Origin of the sequence: Oceanobacillus sp. CF4.6 (assembly GCF_051262635.1) — a bacterium.
Taxonomy (GTDB): Bacteria; Bacillota; Bacilli; order Bacillales; family Amphibacillaceae; genus Oceanobacillus.
In genome coordinates, this window is sequence record NZ_JBIMEX010000001.1 from 611,050 (window position 1) to 634,095 (window position 23,046).

Sequence of the window (23,046 nt, forward strand, 5' to 3'; positions counted from 1 at the left end):
TCCGCTCTATGAGTGCCCTTTCTCTTGTTGTTTTACCTCGTTCGGTCACTCATCTGCTCTATGAGTAACGTTTCCCTTGTTGTTTTATCATTTTCGGTCATTCATCGGCTATATGAGAAACATTTATCAAAGTCTTGCTTCAACAAAGAATACATATACAAATCATCAAATTTACCACATGTAAACTCATAATTCCTTAATAATCCTTCTCTGATAAAACCCAACTTTTCTACTAACTTTTGTGACGATAGATTAGGAGGCTCTATTAATGCTTCTATCCGCCTGAAATTCATATGTTCATATCCGTAACTTATTATAGCTTTAACTGCTTCTGCAGCTATGCCTTTCCCCCACTGCTCTTTACTCAATTCAAAGCCTATTTCTGTTCGAAAATGCTGAGAAACATTGTTATGGAAACCGCAACTGCCAATAACAACTGCTTCCTCTTTTAAAGTAATTCCCCATCTAATACCTGTTTTACTTTTTTGAATTGACTGATACCATGAAATCTCATCCAACGCATCGTTTATTGATTTAAAAGGTTCTAATCCATAATACTTCATTACTTCTTCATCAGACAGATAATTCAAAACGCTGTTCGCATCCTCTTTTGTAATTTTTCTTAATACTAATCTTTTAGTCTCAAGTACGGGAAAAGCATCAGAATCTATGGTCATATTTATCTCTCCTCCTTTTAGGTTACTTTATTAGTATCCTGTCATTTTCCAACCGTTACTTTAATATTTTTATTTCTTTCAAGAATTAAAGTTCGATTTTCATATCTGTTCCGTCATATTCTAAAATTTCTACTCTATCCGTCATTTGTATATTTTGTGATGAACCGTTAACCGTTTGTTCAAAACTACTATGTAATTCTTTTCCGATCAACACTCCTGTGTCATCCACCGTTAAAATCAGTTTTATGCTTTTATAGGTTATGGTCTCATTAGAAGATAAAGAATTTTCTAAAGAACTTATTACGTTAGGGTCAGCATCTTCTTGTTTCGCCTTATCCAACTGTTCATTTATTTCAGCAATATTGTTCTGCTTTAGGGATGATAGGTAAGAGTCATTGTAAGCAATCTCGTAAATCGTTAAATCATTTTCCTCTTTTTTCTCTATCTTTTCAATATCATCCGCATTGAGTTCTAGATTCATCACTGATTGCAGGTAATCAGGGTATCCCGTTGCATCTTCATTAATTATTCGCCATTGGGGTTCTTCTGTTAATACCTCATTATCGCTACCAATAAATTGATCATCCCCGTTTATTCTACCAAAACGCTGGTATTGCTTTTTATCTTTTTGAATAATCTCGTTGAGCGTTTTATCATTCCCATCTCCTAACACCAGCTCTGTATGCCAATTAATATAATCAACTTGATCAACAAAAACACCCTCTGTTTCTTGTGTTTGTTTTTCATTCTCGTTTTCTACAACATTAACATAAGAAAATTTCCCGTTTCCAAGCTGAGTAGCTTTATCACTTGCATCTTGAATGGAGGATATATGTTCACTAACATCATTATTCGAACAAGCGGTCAAGATAAAGAAAAAGACAATAAAAATAATTAAAAACACTTTCTTGGTTTTCATAGAACTCCTCCTAATAATTAACATTTCTAAACGCTTACACTTATTAATACGGTTAAAAAGGTGAGAAGTTTCACTAGTTAAACAATCCTGTCAGTTCAGCTAAAAAAAAATAGCCGTATTGACGATATCCCTATTGTATTAACCTGTCCCTACTTGAATAACAATTTCTATTTCATTCTTTCCAGGATTAAATAGTCCTTTGATTTTAATATCGCTATATCGTGTATTTCTGCATACTCAATTAAATGATCATATGCTTTTTGCGGTTCGAGCACAGCTAACCTAATATTGATCCCTTTATTTACTTTTATAATTGCAGCTTTTTTAGCCCATCCAACTCGTATAAATTTCACTTGATTTATTTGATCAGGATAAATTTCCCTTTTGATAATAGATTTATTGAATAATAATAGTTGATATACTAAATAATCAGGGTGGATTGTAAATTTAAACCAAAAAGAAGCTAATAGTATAACTAATAATAAAATAGATGAAAATAGAGATAAAGTGCCTCCATAATAATCTGCTAATACATTCCATAAGGTTACGCTTAAGAAAAAAACAAAAATCGACATTCTTTGTGATCTTACATTATATGCGATTTATCTCACATCCCCTCAAAATATTTTTACTCAATTATTGTTATTGTTCATCACAGTAAATGAATGACTGCTTTGGACCTCCACCGTTTATGTTAATTGCAATTTGCACATATTTTCTAAGTTAGACAGTCTGCCATACCCACAAAATTGAGAAACGATCATACATAGCAACGAACCCGTTTGTCCAAAAAGAATTCACTTATTTTTGTATAAATTCAAACCTAATCTAAAAAGTAATACTAAAAAAGTTAATGCAATTAAAATACCAATTGTATTCCAATCTATTTCTCCATTACGAATTAAACTCACAATTATTACCCCTACAAATACCCCAGCAATACCAGAAAGGAACGTCTTCAATTATCTCAACTCCCATCCTTCTTTTCTGCCAGATAACTCAGAAGCCTTTTATTCAACATTACCATAATATTCCTAACATTATTAGAAAAAAAAGATAGTCAACAAACATTTTTACAGTATTCTTCACCGTATTTCTTTTTCAACATATTTCTCCCAGTTGAACCTACCGATTACCAAAAACCTGACAAAAAAGAGTGTCAACCCTCCTTGGATTAACACTCTGATGCGAAGCTTATTTTAACACCTTACATATTTGCGTTTGAAACCTAACTTCCCTTTATCCATTTGTTTTTGAATACTTTCATGAGCGTTTAAGATACTGCTTTTTTTCTTTTCTCGTTTGACTTCTACTATACCTACTTCCGTTGCGGTCTCCATTGCCTTTTCATTTAGTGGTGAATAGGAAATCCCAACGGTGTATAGAAAATTATTCATCGCAGATTTCGTTCGTTCTGGCGAATCATGAATCGTATTTTTTATTGTTTCGAGCATATTGGAAATCTTGCTTTCAGAAAATTCATTGTCTGGGCGATTCCCTAAAAGCCAACAGTAACAACTCCAGCCCGCTGACATTCTTAGCTCCTCACCGCTGAGGATCCATTTATCGGCTACTTCCCCGGCAATATCTGACTCTGATAATGTTACTGCTACCACATAATCGGACAGCATATAAAAATATGCGCCATCCATCCAAGCGTCAAAATCCGACTCTGTCATGGCTTTTGGGTCTGCAATAATGCCTGCAAAGTACATTGCATCATAGTTGCCTGTAGCATAAAGCTCTTCAGCTAAACGTTGATTTGTTTTTATTTTCTTTGCGATTGGTTTCATAACACCTGTAGCCACGCCAAAAAGCGGCTCATGTGCACCATTGGATATGTACATTTTTTTCATTCTTTCCTTGCCCAACTCTTCAAGCTCCCGCATCACTGTTTCGAAATCCATCGTTTTGTACTTCCTTCCTTCATATAATACGCAGTTTATTCCAAACCTAAAGTATTAATGCTCTTACAATGTAGTAATAATCGGTCCTTCTTTCGTAAGAATAATCGTATGTTCGTATTGAGCCACAAAACTTTCATCGGTTAGGTAGGTCCATCCATCTTCGGATTGGAAAACTTCCTCTTCAAGTGTCGAGATAAAAGGCTCAAAGGCAATGACCATACCATCTATTAAAATTTCGTCATCCCAGCGAGAGAAGTAATTGAAAATATGATCTGGTGCTTCATGAATCGAGCGCCCAACACCGTGTCCAGTAAGATTTTTTATGACAGTTAAGCCATGCTGTTTCGCTACATTGTGTACAGCTTTTCCGAGGGCACTTTTTTTCGAACCTGGTTTTGCCTTCTCAAGTCCAGCGTCGAATGCTTCTTTAACAACGTCACATATTTTCTGCAAAATGACCTCTCCGTTACCAACAACAAAGGAAATTCCAGTATCTGCAAAATACCCGTTTTTAGAACCTGAAACATCAATATTTACAAGGTTCCCTTCTTGAATCGCCCGTTCCCTCGGAATCCCATGCGCTACTTCTTCATTTATGCTAATGCACGTATACCCAGGAAAATCGTATTCTCCTTTTGGTGCAGATTGTGCTCCTGCTTTTTCAAAAATCTCCGCAGCAATTTCATCGAGTTCTTTTGTCGTAATTCCAGGTTTCGTTCGTTGGACTAATTCATCTCGAATTGCTCCACAAATTTTACCAATTTCTTTTAATCCATTAAAATCCTCTTCCGTCTTTGCAATCATATTGGATCCTCACCTTTTAAAGTATGTATTTTATGATTATGATTCCAATTAGATTCTAGCATAAATGGAACGCCTTTTCTTCAACAAAATGACCAGTTTCCAGAATAGCATATATTCAAAACATTTCTTGAAAAGAAGACAATACTTTTGATGATCGTCTTGATCAACTCTTCCACCAGTTTAAGTACGACATTGTACAATCTCTCTTGTTTTGTGCTTTTATGAGTAAGGTAAGTATTATCTATTGGATTTCAACTTATTTTTTTAATGAGTACATTTAAATTCTATAGGTCTTTTTACTTCTAAAAAGAGCAATTATGAAATTGATTCACCTTATCGGATTTTATAATAAAAAAACGCTAAAGGTCTTTCGTTAAGAGATTGCAGTTATTATGAAGATGAAACGCGGCGTAAAGAGAATGGAATAAATCATGTGCGAAGTTATCTAGAGAAGGTTCATGTATAAAATAAACGAGTCTAATTAGATAAGTCAGTTTTCTAAGGTCCTCCATTTCCGAATCATTCACTAGTTACCCAGTAACATAACTAAGATATTAAAAAAATGTCTTAGGTGAATTATACAATGACGACTGAATAACTGTTTTATTTATAGCGTATTTAACAATTACTGATCGAACTGTATCAGTAAACCACCTCGGAGCAAGAGGTGAAACATATATCTCATCAATTAAAATTGGGCTGTTAAAATCATAATTGCAAGCGCATTTACAAATCCAACCATGACCGAACGCGGGACAAATTTCATCATTTTTGCCAGTTTAAATACGCCAAATAATATTTGGATAATACCTGTCAATATGGTTGCAGCTAGTAAATACTGCAATCCATGGTCTGCAATTAAATTGACCATCAGAAGTGCCATTGCACCTGTTGCTCCGGAAATCATTCCCGGTCGACCACCGACAAAAGCAATCACTACTGCAATACAGAATGAAGCGTAAAGGCCAACCATCGGATCAAAACCAGCGATAATCGAGAAGGCAATCGCCTCCGGTATCAGGGCAAATGCTACAACAATTCCCGCTAATACATCTCCTTTAACATTTCCAAACCAATCTTGCTTTAAATCTTGTACTTTCAATTTAGCACCTCTTTTATATTTTATTTTTACAGTAACTTTTGACTCTCACAAAAGTTAAGTTCCGGTTTCAACAAATTGAATCATATCACAGATATTTACAATCACAAAACCGCAAGTAAGCGCGAACATTTCAGTTATTCTCGTTTATTCTCCATTTTTATTCAATTATATGTTGACTTTAACAATAGATATAAAACAGTATATTTGAGTATAACTAGTTATAACTGAGCGTGAACTGGTATAAATCCATAAAAATATTTATATTTTGTGATATGATAATGATAGCTAATAGTTTGGAGGCATCTTTTATGACACATGAAATTATGACCGTCTCACAAGTTGCAGAATATCTGCAATTAAGTGAAATGACAACATATAAATTAGTACAAGAAGGAAAACTGCCCAGTTTTAAAATCGGAAGGCACTGGAGAGTGAAAAAGGAAGATTTAAATGAGTTCATCGAAAAACTAAAAAAAGGAGAGCGAATCTAAACAAACAAAAGACCCTAAATCTATAATCGATGTAGGGTCTTGTTTGCTCAGGTATGTGTTTCGGAAATCTGGGATTTTTTAATTGGGGAAACCAGTGAGCAATTGTTCGTGGTAAGGATGATAAGGAAAGAGTTTTATAGAAAAGCAAAGCTTCACTATTTAAAAAACCTAAGAAGCAGGGATTTAAAAACTACTTCTTAGGTTTGATTTTAAGTACTTATTTTTCCATATTAGCTACTAATCTACCAGTTACTTTATTATCTTCCAGCAACTGAATACCTTCAGGAATTTCATCAAAAGTAATTTCAGTTATTTTAGGATTTACCTTGCCGCTAGCAAACAATTCATAGATATCTTCAATATCTTGTTTCGTACCGCCGTTACTTCCAACAAGTGTTGCTTGTTTTGTTATCAATGAAGTAACATTTAGAGTTGTTTCTAGTTTACCCATACCAACAAGGACTACTTTACCTTGGAAACGAATAGCTTCTAAGGCTTCCCTAGTTGTTACATCAAATCCTGCAAAATCGATAATTACTTCAGGTTCAAATTGTTCAATTTCTTTTGCATCTTCATAGACTCCTGCTGCGCCTAGATCTTCAGCTAATTTACGAGCATTTGGATTTTTGTCAATTGCATAAACAGTAGCTCCTTTTGCAACAGCAGCTTCTAAAGCAATTTGACCTAATCCACCAATACCAATCATACCAACTGTCATACCTTCTTTTACTCCACCTTTAGTAAAAGTTGCATGATAGGAAGTCATACCTGCATCGGTACCAGCAGCTGCTAGGGCAAATGAAACGCCTTCAGGAATCTTGACTAAGTCTTCAGCTGGTGCTAAAACTTTTGTACCGAAGCCACCGTCATACGCATAACCTGGAGCCGTTTTACTTGGGCCAGTAGGGCAGACGGCTACTTTGTCACCAACTTGATAGTCTGTTACACCTTCACCAACTTCACTAATTACACCAGCAACTTCATGGCCCATAATAATAGGCAGTTCACCAAGTAATGCTTTCCAACCTGGATCTCTTAAAACACCAACATCAGAGTGACAGAGCCCTGCCACCTTCAGATCGATTACAACTTTACCAGCTTCAGCCTTCGGATTTTCTTTTTCCACCAATTCTAACGGTTCATTTGTTTCAACAAATTGCCAACCTTTCATGATGATTCCTCCTTTTAAATGGATACATCTAGTATAGACCAAATATAAAGTATTCCCAAATGATTCTCTTCAATTTAGACATATAACACCTTTTCTATTTATCTTCAAAATTTGTGTAACTGCATTATTGATTAAATACCCCGTTTAAGTGCAATATTTATAAAGTTATCTTACCATATATTAGAATTTTTATTTAAAAATAGCCTTGTCATTTAAGGATAAAATCGATCCTAAATTAGACGGATTTTTGTTTGTCATAAATAGTCAATTTTAATGTCATTTGAGTACTATTTTTTGAAAATGCACCTCAAAGCGGAACCCTTTACTAAATAACGAGTAGCTTCTTCGATAGAGGTAACTGGCACCAAAAGTAAAGTCATGAGAATATTTACTCTTTATAAAAATAAACTGCAACCATCATGGCCCCAGTTAAGAAGAAGCATATTGTTTATTCTCTTTTCTTATTGAAAACTTACAGGTTTTACAGGTCACCATTTTTTAATAGACGGTTCGCAATATTTTTGATCCCTTTTTTGTCCTGCAACAAAAAATAACTGAAAGGTGTGAGCAAACGGAACGAGTAAGTATGCCTCCATCCCGGCTTACTTACTCAACTTAACTATTCCGCATCCTAACTTTCAATAATTAACTTAAAAAAATTGCACATACTTATGATATGGTTCTCTTAATGTAGGTAAATTCTATGTAACTCCACATATCCATACCAATGATTCATCGCTTTTTTCACTCAGACAACGTATAATAAGAAAAGCAGAAAAGGAATTCATTTTTCCACTAGTAAAAAAAAGAGGTGTAATTACTTGAAAAAGTTTGAAACAGAATTACCTGAGCAGTACGATTCATTAAAAAAACAGGCCAATTATACGTCTAGCTGGCGAGAGAGATTAGACGCAGTCGAAACATTATCGGCTTATCAACATGACAAAATTATAGATTTATTAAAAAACCGTATGCAGCATGATACTGTCTACAAGGTGCAAATAGCAGCTTACGAAGCACTTGCGGCGTTTGGTGAGGAAGTAGAAAAGCCATCACCTTCACGATTTGATATTATCAAAAACACAGATAAAATTTTCTTACGGGTGAAAAAGAGCCTACCGAAGGACCACACTGTGTCAGACTTTGCGGATAAGCTAAAACGTATGCGATTAGATGTCTATGATGCGTATGAAGGCGACAAAGGGGACCAATTTATGAGCTGGTTAGAGGAACGTTGGTCAAAACTGTAATCATTAATATGGCGATTCATGAAAAAAAGTCACTCTCTTCGAATGTGGAAGGAGTGGCTTTTTTTATCTTTGACTAAGGGTCACCAATGTCAAATGAGTGCCCTTTCTCATGTTATTTTTCCTTTCATTCAGCCTGTCTTTATATTCTTACGTTTTTCATTTTCAGAAATGATATAGGCACAAGTTGCATCTCCTGTAATATTGAGGGACGTTCGCAGCATATCTAATAAACGATCAATACCAATGATTAATGCAATCCCTTCAACTGGCAGGCCTATCTGCGTCAGAACCATGGCAAGCATAATCAATCCAACACCAGGAACACCGGCGGTTCCGATACTGGCCAAGGTAGCAGTTATAATAATCATAATGATATCACTGAATTCCAAAGGTATCGCATACACTTGGGAAATGAATACCGCAGCCGTTGCTTGCATAATCGCTGTTCCGTCCATATTGATGGTAGCACCCAATGGCTGTACGAAACTGCTAATATTTTTATTAACACCTAGGTTTTCCTGTGCTGTTTTCATGGAAATTGGCAATGTTGCACTTGAACTGGCCGTACTGAACGCAACGGACATTGCCGGGAAAAATCCTTTATAGAAATGAAGCGGATTTTCTCTTCCAAGCAGCCAGATTGCCAGACTATACGTAATCCCTGCATGAACAAACAATCCTAAAACAACGGTTCCCATATATGCACCCATCGATCCGACCGCATCTAACCCTGCTCCTCCAATTGCGGATGCAATCAAAGCAAATGCGCCATATGGGGCTGTTTTCATAATAAAATTTACGACTAACATAAGGATTTCATTTGCTTGCTCGAATAAACGATAAATCCCTTTTGTCTTATCCCCTAAGAAGGCGAGTGCAACCCCAATAAAAATAGCAAATGCAATAATCTGCAGCATGGACCCTGTAGCCATAGAAGATAGCGGGTTTGTTGGAATAATATTAACAATCGTCTCCATAATCGGAGGAGCTTCACTCGCTTCATAATTAGCGGTGTTTACATCAAATACTCCCTCCGCACCTGGTTTTATCGCATAAGCTAACGCAAGACTAATACAGAGGGCAAATGCTGTTGTAATCAAAAAAAACGATATGGTCTGAATCCCGATTTTACCAAGCTTTGCCGGTTCACCCAGACCAGCAGACCCAAGAACGATAGATACAAATACGATTGGGACAACTACCATCATAATCAAATTAATGAATATTTGTCCGATTGGATACAGTACATAGTTATCAATAGGAGAAAAAATATTTTCCGGTACAAAGGTTAACGCTAAACCAACAATCACACCAAGACCAAGGGCGATTAATATCTTTTTGGTTAAACTCATTTAGCTACCACCTTTCTTAAAAATGATGAAAATAGCTTCATTCATTTGACAGCAACCGGTATACCTCTGAATTGATTCCCACCCCAAAATGAAATCCCTTCTATTGCCAACCAAAGTTCTTTACCCAACTACAATCGCATAAACCCCCTCCTTTTTTAAAAGCAAATTTTCAATAACTACCTGACTCACACTCATTGAAAGCGATTACATTTATTTTTATAATCATCCTATTGCTAAAACTTCGCATATAGAACTATTTAAATGAATCTTCACAAACGCAGTGTCTGCCCATCACTTTGTTAAGGTAAAGAGATAAATTCATATTCAAACTTCCATACACTCCTTTTAATTACATATCCTTGTAGTAGAATAGAGGTAGAAGCCCACAAATTCAACGCACCTATTTAGTTAAGGGGAATGTAGGAGGAATCTCATGAAATTCGGTATGCGAAAACCAAGCTTGAAGAAGAGAATCTCTGCAAGAACGAGTATCAAACGCCAAGTCGTCCATCGAGCAGGGTTAAAGATGCCAAAAGGCAAAGGATGGATCCGTAACCCAAAGAAATATGCCTATAATAAGGTTTACAACAAAACATCATTTGATCTATTCAAATTGATTAAGAAGTTATTTAAGTGATGAATAATGCCATTCTATCAACTGCTGTTAGATCGAATGGCATTATTATTTTTGAGTTATTTATTTTTCTATAACAGTGCCTGTCCCCCACTTCTTTACTGTTTTAAAGCTATGGGAGACAGTCACTTGAATATTAAGGATAACTATTTACAGACTGAGATTCCCCTAACAACGACAATCGTTTCCTCCGTATGTTAGTCATAAAGGTTGAAAACAATTTTCATAAGTAGAAATACATATATTTGTACACCCATTACTATATAATCGGTATTACACGGTCAAGTTCTGCTGATCTGTGTAATTATAATAAGGGGTTGTTAGTTTTGAACGTTTACAGAAAGAAAAGCCTGTGTCTTATCGTACTCTTAATTCTACTTTTATTGTTGGCCGCATGTGGCGACAATGACACTGTTAATACGGAAAATCAAGAAAGCAGTTCTGCATCCGAGAAAGAAAGTGATGAATCACTGGACGTTGATAAAGGGTTGTTAAACGTTGAAGTGACCCTCCCTCCTAGTTTCTTTGAATCGGAAGAAAAAGATATAGAGACGATTATTGAAGAAGCTGAAGCGGAAGAAGGAATAAAGGAAGTCACCCAAAATAGTGATGGTACCCTGACATACAAAATGTCCAAGTCCAAACATAAAGAGATGATGGAAGATATGGAGTCAGATATCAATAGCACCATAGATGAAATGGAAACTAGTGAAGATTATGTCTCCATACAGGATGTTAAAGCAAATAAATCATTTTCAGAATTCACCATAGTAGTGGACCGCGAAGGATACGAAAACAGTTTTGACGGGTTTGCCTCTTTAGCATTAGGAATGAGCGGCATGCTATATCAGTTATTCGATGGCAAATCACCAGATGAATATAATGTTACAATTACTTTGGAAGATGCAGCGACCGGTGAAGTATTTGATACAGTTGATTATCCCGAAGCTCTTGAAGAAGCAGAGGAAACTACAGAATAAATATAATTGCCTGTTCCTGTTGGAATGGGCTTTTTGTATAACTAAATGGCAAGCAAAACATTGAAAACCGAACAGTGATTGGCACTATTCGGTAAGCGTTAATCAAACATGTTTATAAGCAATTCGAAAACAAGATATGTACATTAGCCCCTGGCACCATAGAGCGGTGTTTAATTTCAAATTTTATTTTCACAAAAAAGTATTTTTATTTATTCCCTTTTGCTTCAAAACCTAATGTCCTTATATTTTAATGTCTATTTCACTAACATACAATATTTCCCATCGTTAAAACCCAATTTTACGTTGTCCACGTATCCTTTCCAAACAGTCTATTATCATTTATACTATTGGTACAAGGAGGTGAAACGCATGGAACAAGAAACGATTCTAAAAGAAATTTTAAACGCACTAAAATTACATGGTGAGCATATGGATAAAAGATTTGACGAAATGGATAAAAAATTTGATAAAAGATTGGACGATTTGAATTCTAAGATGGATGAAGGGTTTACAAAAGTTAATCAAAGGTTCGACCGCTTAGAAAAGAAGGTCGAGGGCAACCGTGTAGAATTAACTGAAACGCAAGAAACCACCGATTTTATATTAAGTAAAACGGCACAACATGAGAAAAAACTTCGCCAACTTTCTGATCAACATCAGTAAAGTACCTCACACTTATTCTAAAACACAACTCCATACGATAATCAAACCGAACAGTTCCTGGCACTGTTCGGTTTTTCCTGTCATCATCTAAAAACTGATTTCATTTTCCTTTATCCATTTGTTGAATACTGTCATGAGCGTTTAGGAAACTACTTTTTTTCTTTTCTCGTTTGACTTCTACTATACCTACTTCCATTGGGTCTCCATTTTTCTTGATATTTTAATGTCTATTTCACTAATATATCTGCATACTCTTTCCTATTAACTCTGCTGGATTAGCAAGATAGACTTTTGGTTTTAAATGTTAGCTCTTTAATAAAACTCTCCAAACTTCCATCGACCTCGACAATCCTCACATCTTTTAGGAAAATCAAAACCTTCCTGTTTATAAAACTGTTGCTCACCAACCGTGAACGTAAACCGATTGCCGCATTCCCAGCATTTAAGAAGCACATCCTGTGGTGCAGAACCCAATAACGCTTCTTGGATTTCTGTTTCTCTTTTTTGCATGGCAATATGATCAATTTCTTGATTGGATTCGATGACTTCTATGCTTGAGCGGATTGCTGCCCTTACCTTTTTATAATCAATCTTTTCCCACGCTTTAAGATAAGGAATGTATTTTCGATCTTTAGTCTCTTTTACTTTTTCTATGAACAAAAGTATCATATTTCGGTTACGGTCTTTTAAATATTCCATATCTGGTAAAGGTCTATTCTCTTCTATCCACGCATCCCATTGCGCTAAAAATTCACCTGAACGCTGATCAGACTCGATTTTCCAACCACGTTCCGTAAAAATTATCAGTGGTAGCTTCCCAAAGTATTCAATGGCTAAAAAGTCATAATCAATCATCCAATCTACTTTTTCTACAATATCAGCTATTTTTTCTGATTTGTAGTAACCGTAGACAGGACATTTATCCAATTCTAATGCCAGAACTTTTTTATCGCGCGAACCTTTTAGAATTTTAGCCAGAAGGGTGCGACCACCTTGCCCAATGATTTCATCAGCAGCTCTTAAAATAGCTAACTTTTCATCTACTGTTAATTCCATTTTCAATTACCTTTCCGAACTTTTCTTCATATAAATCCCTAACCCATATTTTAACAGGTGCTTTCCACTGCTGATTGGGAGCTGGTATATTTTTAATTAAGCTTTTCGGTTTCAACCCTAGTTCTTTTGCCATTTGTATATCTGCTTGATTCAAGCGGCAACGTTTTTTAGCTTCTGCCCAATCGGACTTATTTTTTACCATTTGTTTCAGCCCTTTCAATAATTATCAGTTCTAGGATACTACTTTTTAATTGAAGGAAAAAGTAGTATGCATTGATATTATCCTGATTCGTTTAGATAAGTTGAATATTATTCGTACAGATCTAATCAGATCCACATTTTATGACTTGTTTATTTGTTTTGTCAAAGAGAAATAGTTATTGACAAAACATTATGTATTAGTGCACTATTTAGATAGTACACTAATACAGTTTTTAGGAGGATGATCGATGAATGCTTGGTTGTATTTAACGAAGAAGGAATTTCGGCTCGGTTTACCAGCTTTTCTTATTGCGTTAATTTTATTTTCGGGAATTATAGCTGGAGGGGTTATTGCTAGTAATCAATTTGGATTTGAAGGAGAGTTTATGACAATAGCACTTTCGATTGTTGTAGGTCTTCACACATTTTTTCTTACTTTTTACTTATATTATAGTTTGAATGCAGAAAAAATGCGATTGCATTTATGGCTACATACACCGATGTCTATAGCAGGACTACTCACTTCTAAACTTTTTACAGGAATCGTATTTATGCTTTCAACCTTTATCATTTCAATCATCCTGGCTATGCAAAGTTTCAAGCATACATTCAGCCTATTAAATCAGGATAGTCTCCTTAATAGTGTAGGAGTCACTTCACTTATAATATTAATTACGGCATTGTTTATTGGCTCCGCGTTCCTGTTGTTTTGGTCTGTTTACCTTACTTTCAGTCAAAAATTTAATAATTTTATTAGCTTTTTGCTTACGATTGTTCTATTTTTTGTTAGTGCTTGGGCCTATAGCAACTTCCTGAATATATCCTTTGTCCAAACGCTGACGAACTGGGGAGACATTCAAGTAGGAGATATTTTTGTCGGACTTGAAATGAGTTATATTGAGGAATCATTTGAGGTCCAGACGATGAAGGATACAACAGTGTTCTATATTGGTCATTTTGTAAGAGATATATTTTTTGCAATCATCATGTTTATTGCTGCTTGCTGGATCATCGAGCGAAAAGTTGAGGTGTAATTGATGGCACATATATTCCAATCTTCGCAGCCTATTTATCAACAGCTGGCTGAACGGATGAAAAGGCAAATCATACGTGGAGAGTTATCTCCTGGTGATAAGCTTCCTTCTGTTCGGGAAACCGGGATTGAGGTAAGTGTGAATCCGAACACGGTGCAGCGGACATATCGGGAATTGGAAAGCATGCACATTGTTGAAACAAGACGTGGGCAAGGCACATTTGTTACAAAGGATGAATTAGCCCTTGATTCTATACGTGAAAAAATGAAAGCAAAAATGATTACAGATTTTGTTCGGGGAATGCAGGAGATGGGTTATTCAGACGAGGAGACACAGAGCGGATTAATGAATTATTTAAAAGAGAAGGGAGAGGCAAATGCATGATTACGCTAAAGGATGTAACAAAAAGATATGGGAGTAAAAGAGCATTAGATCAAGTGAATTTGGAATTAACACCTGGAAAATTGATTGGTCTTGTTGGAGAAAATGGTAGTGGAAAATCAACAACCCTTAAGCTGATTGCAGGGCTTAATCATCCTACAAAAGGGGAAATTAAGGTAAATGGGAATAAAGTAAACCGAAGAATTGCTCACTCGGTTTCTTATTTGTCAGAGCTTGATGAATATTACAGGTTTTTTAATGTCAGACAATCCATCGCATTTTATGCAAGTCAATTTGAGGATTTTGATCAGGAAAAAGCCTATGAAATTTTGAAATTCATGAAGCTCAACCCAAATGACAAACTGAAACATCTATCAAAAGGAAATCGTGGTCGGTTAAAAATGGTGCTCTCCTTGTCGCGAAATGTACCAGTTATCTTGATGGACGAACCACTATCTGGTCTTGATCCAATGGTCCGTAATTCCATTGTAAAAGGACTGATTTCCTTTATTGACCTAGAAAAGCAACTTGTGCTGATTACAACACATGAAATCCGAGAATTGGAAAATGTCCTGGATGAAGTGATTGTAATTAAAGATGGTTCTCTTATCGGTCACCATAATGTGGAGCAGCTGCGTGAGGAAAAGCATACGAACATTGTTGACTGGATGACGGATATATATGAAAAAAGCAATCGCCATTAGGTGATTGCTTTTTCTGTTAGGCTTGAAAAACGGTACCTCTCCCCCACTGCTTTTACAGTATTAAAGCGATGGGAGCCTGGCACTTGAATCCTATTGCGGTTGCATGGGCTTACCTCTACTTTTCGTTTATTTCTCCTTTACCGAGGAAGTAGTTCTTTCTCTTTCACGCTGTACTGTTGAATTGCATTTCGATAAATCTTCTCGACCTTTTTTACGAAAACAGCCGAAGAATAATTAGAAATGACATCTAATCTTGCATTTTGGCTGAGAAGATCCCTGTGCTTTCGTAATGATTCCAATCCTTTCACAAATTCTTCGTATGAAGAAAACTGCCATCCATTAACCCCATCCACAATCACGTTTTCCAAACAAGCGTCCTTTCGGCAAAGTGCAGGAATCCCATTTGCCATTGCTTCTAAATACGTTAATCCTTGGGTTTCACTATTGGAAGCACTAACAAAGACATCTCCTAATTGGTAATATGCAGATATTTCTTCTGGAAGAACCATTCCTATGAAAATCACTTTATCCGAAAGTCCTAATTCACAAACGTAGTTTTCTAGAAAACTACGATGTGGGCCATCCCCAACAATCAACAAGGTAAAATTGCCCGTTCGTAATGTTGACAGAAAACGGAATATCTCTTCCAGGTTTTTTTCCTTGGCTAATCTTCCAACAGATATAAGCACTCTGTGATTACGAGGGATACCAATCCTGTCTCGCAGTTGTTGTTTCTTAGTATTTTCTACTTCTTTTACATATAATTCCAAATTAATTCCAGTAGGTACAACTTGGATCTTTTGATTAACACCATAATCTTCTAACAAATACCGCACTTTGTCCGTAGGGGCAATCACACACGCGGTATGCTTTAGGATGGTTTTAGTAAACCGTGCCGCCATTGCCTTTCCCCATTTTTTATTCGGTGAGAAATAATGCGTATAATCCTCGTATATGGTGTGATACGTATGTACGATTGGAATATGAAGTTTTTTGGCCATATGCCTAGCCATTTGAAAGGTACTGAATTCACTTTGTGAATGGATAATGTCCGGCTCCCATTCAACTAAATTCTTGAGATATACATTTTCAGTTTTTAATGCTACTCTTGCACCCGGATAGACTTTACCAATTCCTAAAGAACCTATATAGGTTACACCATCCTTCTTAAACGAACGTAACTTTCCTGATAATGTCAGTATTCGTACCTCATGTCCAAGATTAATTAATTCTTGATGTAAATTAACAACAGAAGTTACTACACCATTAATTACTGGAGAATAGCATTCTGTTGTAATTAGAATCTTCATTCTGTTCCTCCCTTTTACGGAAAAGTTTGAATTTAATTTATTATACTAAAAATTAATTAAGTTTTCCTTAAGATAAGATTAAAATAAGTTTACAATTTGTAAAATTTACTAATATTTTATCTTATTCTTAATGCCATGAATAGCACCTGTTCTTATTCTATTACCAGACAACCACCTTTTGATAATCTATCATGTAAAAGTGATAGGAGGAACAATCTCTTCCTCTATCAATGTTTATCTCAAAAGCAAAAGTGAAACAGTAAACTATCAACTAAAAGGAGTGTTCCTATGCCAACCTATAATAAACTCGTACGTGACCGCATCCCGCAAATCATTGAAAATTCCGGTAAAGCTTGTAAGACGGATACACTTAATCATGACCGTTATATTTTGGAGCTGAAGAAAAAGGTAATGGAAGAAGTAGAAGAATACCAACAGGCAGCAACCAAAGAAGATGCACTGGAAGAGCTGGCTGATCTATTAGAATTAATCAATACGCTAGTGAAAGATGTTCATGACTCATCCATGGAAGAATTAGACAAAATTCGATCTGATAAGGCTAAGAAACATGGCGGATATGAGGAGAAAGTCTTTCTTATTGAGGTTGAAGATTAGGTGATTATTTGGTAAAAGAGATTCCGCTGTAATTAATGGAATCTCTTTTATTATTATCTAAGAATTAAACAGTAACCAAAGTATTTGGCCATAGAAACATTCCCGAAAGTATAACCCCTACATTGAGTGGGCTAAGTGAACTAAATTAATCCTCTTTCTCTGTTCCGGTATCTTTGATATAAAACAAGCGAGATAAAACGATACCCAATAAACCAATACCCATAAATAATCCAGCACGGACAATGAGGTCGAGGAAGGCCAGGTCGATAAATACAAGCTTAACAAGTGTCAGGAAAAGTAGACCAATCCCCATAAGGCGGACAGATTTCTTCTGATAGACAAATCCTGCAATCAAACAGCCTGTTGCATAGAGAGCCCAGCCAATCGATATGGACATCACTTCAAAACTCACTGATTGATTTACAGTCAGTGCTGTAATAAGTTTTGTAATAAAGGTCAAATGAATCGTTACGTTTAGTACTACCACTGCCATATGAAAGTAGCGATTGATTTCTGTCCGTACCAAACGGTACAAAATATATAAAGAAATAATCACCCCAATCCATAATAAGGTTTCCAAACTGATTGCCTGATAGAGGATTGGTATTTTCATTAAAAACAGGACATGCGTAGCAAGCAGGACACCTGTCAGTATTTGCTGTACATCATTTTCCACAAACGGTTTTAAGAGAATATGCATGGCATAAAGCGTTCCAATCAATAAAAGCATGTTGAATAAATCCCAACTCCATAGGTCATACAGCGGATCCGCAACAACCATGAATGCGGTTAAAAAATAAATGATCAGTCCGATAAACCTTTGTGCGAAAACATGGAAATAGTACCCTATATACGTGGCAAATAGACCTACAACCAAATACATGGAAAAAATCATATCCGGATTATTCAAGCCTTCAAAAATGATACAAGACAGACCAATCGTTGACAGGACAATGGACAGCGGAAATAATTCTTCCCTTTTCCGCAGATGGGAATAATAGGCAACGGTGCCATATCGAATGGTGACAACAACCAGATAGAGCAGATAATACAGATCCTGATCGATGGCAGCAAAACCGCCTTTTGTCCATAGCAATGTCGCTACAAAACTAGTAAACAGAACAGGAAATGTCCCTCGATTATTTATCTTTTTAAAATAGAGGGTGCCAAAGATCAATTCATGCTGCAGCATCATACCGACTGCCATCCAGACGAAAACAATCGAATCATATTGGAAAGCAGACACGGACAATGTTAGAAAGACAAAATGAAGCAGTACTGCAGCAATATAGAAAAGCTTTTTATATTGCATGCGAACGGCGAAAATTAATAATGCAATATAGAAAAGCAGTTCATAGCCAATCACAAGGAAAATCTCATTTGTATCTGTCTCTCCCTGGACGAGAAATGGAATCAAATAGCCAAATACCGTCATCATGATCCCAATCGCCTCTGATTTATGGCGGTGGGCTAAATAAATTCCCATGGCAACCCAGAGAACATTTAGGAAAAAGGCTAACCCGGCTGGAATCATACCATATAAAATGTGCATCGCAAACGTTGACAACAGAAGAATCGCAACAGAACCGGATACAAGCACCTTTCCTAATGCATGATGATTGCGCTTGATTTGTTTCTCGCCGATGTATAAAAATAAAATTGCAGCAAGAAAACCAATAATAACCCGATTCGTCTCATTTAATATTCCTGCATCGACCGCTACTTTAAATCCCCAAATAACTCCTAATAATAGAATGAAAATAAAAATTCTTGGCAGCCAGACCCTACCAATCAGATTTTCCCAATCAACCGGCTCCTTTCTATGATCCATTGCAGTTTTCATCGGTATTTCAAAAGGTTTGGGCGGTTCGGTGGTTCCTGGCTTTACGATTGGTTGTTTATATTCAGTTGTATGGAGCGTATCCTCTGTTCTTGGCTCTGGCTTCGGCTTGATTGGTTCTTTCTCAGCCAAACGTTGCTCTTGCAGTAACTGAACATCCCTCTCAAGCTGCCTGATTCTCTGCTCTAGCTTCATAACTTTTTCATCTTCCATGGGCTACCTCCCTGACAGTTCCTGTCCCCACTGTCAAATTATGAAATTCCATTCACTAATATACAAGATTTTTCATCAGTAAAAACTCTACTGATTCGAACAGTTGGAAAATAAGTTTGGTTAGAGATTCGATTGGTTAGAAAAAAGTTGATAGAATTATAGTGGAGTTAACTGAAACCCAGGAAACGGCGGATTTCATGTTAAGTAAAATCCCCTTTACCAAATTACACTAATTCTATAGTACTTCTTTTTCTTTTATCGTACAATCGCTTATGAAGTAGTTGTTGATGGTGGTATAACCATGGGTTAAGATTGTGCATTTTAAAAAGAGGCTTGATTAATCAAGTCTCTTTTTCTATTCATTTAAGTCTTGATTATCTCACTCTTTGTTTTCTCATCCATTGTGTGGCTACCCATTTTTCTCCTGCGATGACGGGTGATCCAGCGTGTAAGGTTTGTTCATTCAGGCGTTGATCGGTATAGAAGTATTCAAAGTACACCGCCATCCCTCTCTTCGGTGAAACGGAAAACCCGAGTTCCGGAAAAAGGGTTTCTCCTCCTTGATCGACATCGTTCAAGTACATGATCAACGTGCTGATTCGGTTATTTTTGGAAGCTTTGCTTGCAGCTGAAAAATAATCATAATGAGCTTTGTACTCCTGTCCGGGCGTATAGTTCAGAATTTGAAGCCCTTCTGCGTGTTCGACAGGGATATTCATGATGCTTGCTACCCGTTTTTCAATGGGCTTCAAAATGTCATGTTCTTCATCAAAAAACATACCGCTGCTTGTTCGAAGGTCATTTACTTCCCGGACATCTCCGATTTTTGAACGATGCATGTTATCTTTTGATAATCGGATGAGTTCCTCGCACTCTTCGTCACTTAAAACATTCTCTAAAACTACCACGAGCGGTTCTTCCAGACGGGTAACGATATGAATCTCTCTATCCTCTGTTTGAAATCGATTTCCGACATGATGAAAAATGGTTTGTTCCTTTACCTTTGTCAACGGACATCGACTCCTTCAATAATTTAAATTCCAGAACAGGGCTTTGTATCCAGATGTGCCGTTCCTATATTATTATACTGCAATTTTCCGTTTTTTTAGTAAATTAAGGTGCATTTCGAAAGATTTATTCTTTTTCCAAAATACGCTTCTCTTAATTCTTCCCTACTTACATAATCCGGAAAATGGAGATTTGGGATATCGTGATTCATCCCAGCCTTTACTTTTTGTGAATCAAGATGAAATTTCAGAGGGGTGGGGGATCACCTCATTTCACGTCCCTGCTTCTCTAGATGATGGGACAATGTGTGATGTGACCCCTTGAATTCACGTAAACTTTACACCGATTTATTATTACTATAATACTTAGTTGATAGAATCAAGATAGAATATACAAGAATGGGAGAGATATGAATGAAGAATGTATTTCCACAAAGGGTCGTTATTTCAGCGCTTTCTCTATTAATCGCTGTTGGTAGTCCAATAGCGCCAGTTGGGGCGGTTGCTATGGAAGATGCTGAACAAGAAAAGGAGAGTGTAGGAACCACTTTGCGTGAAGCAGAAACTGGATTCCGCGTATTGCCATATTTACAATCTCCAACAAGTACGTCGATGACGATTAACTGGGTATCAGAATTGGATGAACCTAGTACGATTACTGTAAAAGGTCCTGGAATTGATACGGTCAAGACTTATATGTCAGATCCTTCTTACATGGATTTGATGGAATACACAGACAAGGAATTAGAACAAGAATTAATCTATGATTCTGGTAATGGCATCTTCGAATCGATTCCACAGGGCTCCTGGTTAGAAGCGAATTCCAACTATAAACATTCTGTAGACATTGATGAACTAGAACCGAATTCGACCTATCATTATACAGTAAAACAAGGAACTGAAAGCCATTCTTCCTCCTTTAAAACATATCCAGAAAGCGAAGAGTGGGATGAATTAACTTTAATTGCTTTTTCCGATACGGAAACAGAGCCATATGGAGCTCTAGAACATCGTGAATGGGAATTACATACTACAAACCCGTATGTGGAAGGTTCAGAGGAACGTCCAGGAATGGACTCTCTTTTTAATCAAAAACATGGAAATAAAACACGAAATGGGATGCCTTTAGTTCGTTACCCTCTTGATCAACAAACGGCATTAAATGAAAACTTAGCTCATATTCAAGCGGCTAATCCGGATGCACTTCTTATTGCTGGTGACTTGGCACAAGGTTCAGGATATCAACCTGCTTGGGATGAGTTTTGGCGCCACTTTGCAGGTGATTTTACAAATCTTGCATCAAGCACGCCGTTATTACCTGCTTTAGGAAACTGGGAAACGTACGCATCGATTAATGGTGGGTATGGAAATGATGAAGATCGTTCACCAGCAGTCATTTCCCGTAATAAGTACCATGAATATTTTGATACTCCAGGTGATGCGAACAATCCACAGTATAAAGATTCCTATTATCGAACAGATATTGGACCGGTCACGTTATTAACATTGGATTCAACGAATGGTATACCTGACGAATCAACGAAAACAGAGACATACACAGGTAAAATCTATGGTGAAGATGACTCTATATTAGACGAATCCGTATGGGCAGAACAAGGTGTGGACGGGGATCCATACATGACAACAGATACACAAGGTGAATTTACAGCTGAATCATATAATAACGCTTATACAGAAGTATTCGAAGGGACAACCCCTGACGATTCAGATCTGCCAAACTTCAACCCAGGCACCGAGCAATACAAATGGGCAGAAGAACAATTAAAAGATGCCCGTGAAGAAGGACAAATTATTTTAGTGCAGTTCCATCATGCCCCTTATTCTAGTGGTGTTCATGGGGCCCCACCAAATCATGAGCTTGCGGACAATCAATCTGGTGTCGCAATGAGAGTCTATACACCGTTATTCGAAGCGTACGAGGTAGCTGTTGTGATTTCTGGACATGATGAAATGTTCGAACGTAGCTGGGTCGATCTAAATGATGATGGAAGCGGCTTTCATTCCTATGATGTGGGTGTAGCGGCTGATGGATTACGCGGCGAAAAAATGATTGAAGATGAAAACGGCAATTTTGTGCCACAAAATTATAATACGTACACTGAATGGGCCGCAACCCGAGATGAACCAGAATTATGGACCACGAATGAAAATGGGGTCAAACATTTAATTGACGGCGGGTTGCATTATGGTCATTTACAAATGGACTTTGAAGAAACTGCATGGGGAGCAGAATTAACATTATCACCCGTATATATCTTCCCTATCCTGGACGATAACTACGACTTAATTCACACGGAACGTCGTGTTTATGATGATGTTCAGAAAATCAGTTTTAATAAGAACGGAAAAGTGATACAAAAAGGGAAATCAGATGCATGCGAAAATGCAGAAGAGAAACCAGGGAAACGCGTTGGAGCTTGTAAGTAGGCACTGAGGAAGTTAAGGAAAAGAAGAGAATATCTTTTTAAACAGCATAGATATTAATCTATGCTGTTTTTTTGCGCTATGGTGCCTGTCCCCCACTGCTTTACAGTGTTAAAGCGATGGGGGACAGGCACTTGGATTTTTAGATTGCAATTTTATACGTGCTTCCTTACGACGAAATGGGTTGTTGATGGCTTAATATCCAAAATTAACAGCTCCCCTTCGATAACTTTATAATTACTATATTATATCATTTTTAAATATGTACACAATTGAAAAAGGGGTCTATC

General features: G+C 36.7%; 22 protein-coding genes and 2 pseudogenes. 10 read left to right on the forward strand and 14 right to left on the reverse strand.

Translation table 11 applies throughout. From position 1 onward, the window contains the following. Positions 1-101 precede the first annotated feature (101 nt). From ACHABU_RS03295 to ACHABU_RS03320, 6 genes and pseudogenes are all read right to left on the reverse strand, one after another. Entirely contained in the window at positions 102-677 is a 576-nt protein-coding gene (locus ACHABU_RS03295) for a GNAT family N-acetyltransferase (RefSeq protein ID WP_435762192.1), read from the reverse strand. Between the two features lie 85 nt (positions 678-762). Next, a complete protein-coding gene (locus tag ACHABU_RS03300; RefSeq protein WP_435762194.1) occupies positions 763-1,596 on the reverse strand; it encodes a hypothetical protein in 834 nt (277 codons plus the stop codon). A gap of 167 nt (positions 1,597-1,763) precedes the next feature. Continuing rightward, a complete protein-coding gene (locus tag ACHABU_RS03305) occupies positions 1,764-2,171 on the reverse strand; it encodes a hypothetical protein (protein ID WP_435762196.1) in 408 nt (135 codons plus the stop codon). A gap of 624 nt (positions 2,172-2,795) precedes the next feature. Then, positions 2,796-3,503, reverse strand: coding sequence for a DNA alkylation repair protein (locus tag ACHABU_RS03310; RefSeq protein WP_435762198.1), 708 nt, complete (start codon positions 3,501-3,503; stop codon positions 2,796-2,798). Positions 3,504-3,566: 63 nt separating this feature from the next. Then, positions 3,567-4,307 carry a type I methionyl aminopeptidase gene (gene map / locus ACHABU_RS03315; RefSeq protein ID WP_435762200.1) on the reverse strand — a complete coding sequence of 247 codons (741 nt, stop codon included), beginning with the start codon at positions 4,305-4,307 and terminating at the stop codon, positions 3,567-3,569. A 694-nt stretch (positions 4,308-5,001) separates the two neighbouring features. After that, positions 5,002-5,538: pseudogene (locus ACHABU_RS03320) on the reverse strand (SulP family inorganic anion transporter); the annotation flags it as partial. A 179-nt stretch (positions 5,539-5,717) separates the two neighbouring features. Here ACHABU_RS03320 and ACHABU_RS03325 point away from each other — a divergent pair. Next, positions 5,718-5,900 carry a helix-turn-helix domain-containing protein gene (locus tag ACHABU_RS03325; RefSeq protein ID WP_435762202.1) on the forward strand — a complete coding sequence of 61 codons (183 nt, stop codon included), beginning with the start codon at positions 5,718-5,720 and terminating at the stop codon, positions 5,898-5,900. 217 nt (positions 5,901-6,117) lie between these two features. On the opposite strand, the gene ACHABU_RS03330 is transcribed toward ACHABU_RS03325, so the two are convergent. After that, positions 6,118-7,071 (reverse strand): zinc-binding dehydrogenase, encoded by a 954-nt coding sequence (locus tag ACHABU_RS03330; RefSeq protein WP_435762204.1) that lies wholly within the window; start codon positions 7,069-7,071, stop codon positions 6,118-6,120. An 821-nt stretch (positions 7,072-7,892) separates the two neighbouring features. Between ACHABU_RS03330 and ACHABU_RS03335 the strand changes: the two genes are divergently transcribed. Further along, complete coding sequence (locus tag ACHABU_RS03335) at positions 7,893-8,321, forward strand: HEAT repeat domain-containing protein (RefSeq protein ID WP_435762206.1); 429 nt, start codon at positions 7,893-7,895, stop codon at positions 8,319-8,321. Positions 8,322-8,449: 128 nt separating this feature from the next. Here the strand turns inward: ACHABU_RS03335 and ACHABU_RS03340 are convergent, their stop codons facing one another. Further along, complete coding sequence (locus ACHABU_RS03340; protein ID WP_435762208.1) at positions 8,450-9,673, reverse strand: dicarboxylate/amino acid:cation symporter; 1,224 nt, start codon at positions 9,671-9,673, stop codon at positions 8,450-8,452. A 433-nt stretch (positions 9,674-10,106) separates the two neighbouring features. Between ACHABU_RS03340 and ACHABU_RS03345 the strand changes: the two genes are divergently transcribed. The 3 genes from ACHABU_RS03345 to ACHABU_RS03355 all read left to right on the forward strand — a co-directional run bounded on the left by ACHABU_RS03345 (position 10,107) and on the right by ACHABU_RS03355 (position 11,950). Further along, positions 10,107-10,310 carry a hypothetical protein gene (locus ACHABU_RS03345; RefSeq protein WP_435762210.1) on the forward strand — a complete coding sequence of 68 codons (204 nt, stop codon included), beginning with the start codon at positions 10,107-10,109 and terminating at the stop codon, positions 10,308-10,310. Between the two features lie 323 nt (positions 10,311-10,633). Next, positions 10,634-11,287 carry a hypothetical protein gene (locus tag ACHABU_RS03350; protein WP_435762212.1) on the forward strand — a complete coding sequence of 218 codons (654 nt, stop codon included), beginning with the start codon at positions 10,634-10,636 and terminating at the stop codon, positions 11,285-11,287. A gap of 369 nt (positions 11,288-11,656) precedes the next feature. Beyond that, the gene (locus ACHABU_RS03355; RefSeq protein ID WP_435762214.1) at positions 11,657-11,950 is read left to right on the forward strand and encodes a hypothetical protein; all 294 of its coding nucleotides are present in this window, start codon (positions 11,657-11,659) and stop codon (positions 11,948-11,950) included. Between the two features lie 100 nt (positions 11,951-12,050). Here ACHABU_RS03355 and ACHABU_RS03360 read toward each other — a convergent pair. The 3 genes and pseudogenes from ACHABU_RS03360 to ACHABU_RS03370 all read right to left on the reverse strand — a co-directional run. Then, positions 12,051-12,143 (reverse strand): annotated as a pseudogene (locus ACHABU_RS03360) (DNA alkylation repair protein); the annotation flags it as partial. 119 nt (positions 12,144-12,262) lie between these two features. Further along, positions 12,263-13,006, reverse strand: coding sequence for an RQC-minor-1 family DNA-binding protein (locus tag ACHABU_RS03365; protein ID WP_435762216.1), 744 nt, complete (start codon positions 13,004-13,006; stop codon positions 12,263-12,265). After that, the gene (locus ACHABU_RS03370) at positions 12,987-13,208 is read right to left on the reverse strand and encodes a hypothetical protein (RefSeq protein ID WP_435762218.1); all 222 of its coding nucleotides are present in this window, start codon (positions 13,206-13,208) and stop codon (positions 12,987-12,989) included. The genes ACHABU_RS03365 and ACHABU_RS03370 overlap by 20 nt, the downstream gene beginning before the upstream one ends. Positions 13,209-13,455: 247 nt before the next feature. Here ACHABU_RS03370 and ACHABU_RS03375 point away from each other — a divergent pair, with 247 nt between their 5' ends. The 3 genes from ACHABU_RS03375 to ACHABU_RS03385 are packed head-to-tail and all read left to right on the forward strand — an operon-like array spanning position 13,456 to position 15,326. Continuing rightward, complete coding sequence (locus ACHABU_RS03375) at positions 13,456-14,241, forward strand: hypothetical protein (protein WP_435762220.1); 786 nt, start codon at positions 13,456-13,458, stop codon at positions 14,239-14,241. Between the two features lie 3 nt (positions 14,242-14,244). Then, positions 14,245-14,625, forward strand: a complete 381-nt coding sequence (locus tag ACHABU_RS03380; protein WP_435762222.1) for a GntR family transcriptional regulator — start codon at positions 14,245-14,247, stop codon at positions 14,623-14,625. Continuing rightward, positions 14,622-15,326, forward strand: coding sequence for an ABC transporter ATP-binding protein (locus ACHABU_RS03385; protein ID WP_435762224.1), 705 nt, complete (start codon positions 14,622-14,624; stop codon positions 15,324-15,326). Before ACHABU_RS03380 ends, ACHABU_RS03385 begins: the two co-directional genes overlap by 4 nt. A gap of 137 nt (positions 15,327-15,463) precedes the next feature. Here ACHABU_RS03385 and ACHABU_RS03390 read toward each other — a convergent pair whose 3' ends face one another. Further along, positions 15,464-16,636, reverse strand: coding sequence for a glycosyltransferase family 4 protein (locus ACHABU_RS03390; RefSeq protein WP_435762226.1), 1,173 nt, complete (start codon positions 16,634-16,636; stop codon positions 15,464-15,466). A 288-nt stretch (positions 16,637-16,924) separates the two neighbouring features. On the opposite strand from ACHABU_RS03390, the gene ACHABU_RS03395 reads away from it, so the two are divergent. Then, positions 16,925-17,251, forward strand: a complete 327-nt coding sequence (locus ACHABU_RS03395) for a nucleoside triphosphate pyrophosphohydrolase (RefSeq protein WP_435762228.1) — start codon at positions 16,925-16,927, stop codon at positions 17,249-17,251. 145 nt (positions 17,252-17,396) lie between these two features. On the opposite strand, the gene ACHABU_RS03400 is transcribed toward ACHABU_RS03395, so the two are convergent. After that, positions 17,397-19,304 carry a DUF2339 domain-containing protein gene (locus tag ACHABU_RS03400; protein WP_435762230.1) on the reverse strand — a complete coding sequence of 636 codons (1,908 nt, stop codon included), beginning with the start codon at positions 19,302-19,304 and terminating at the stop codon, positions 17,397-17,399. A gap of 374 nt (positions 19,305-19,678) precedes the next feature. After that, positions 19,679-20,314 carry a 2OG-Fe(II) oxygenase gene (locus ACHABU_RS03405; protein ID WP_435762232.1) on the reverse strand — a complete coding sequence of 212 codons (636 nt, stop codon included), beginning with the start codon at positions 20,312-20,314 and terminating at the stop codon, positions 19,679-19,681. Between the two features lie 411 nt (positions 20,315-20,725). Between ACHABU_RS03405 and ACHABU_RS03410 the strand changes: the two genes are divergently transcribed. Next, positions 20,726-22,759, forward strand: a complete 2,034-nt coding sequence (locus ACHABU_RS03410) for a metallophosphoesterase (protein ID WP_435762234.1) — start codon at positions 20,726-20,728, stop codon at positions 22,757-22,759. The last annotated feature ends 287 nt before the right edge of the window (positions 22,760-23,046 follow it).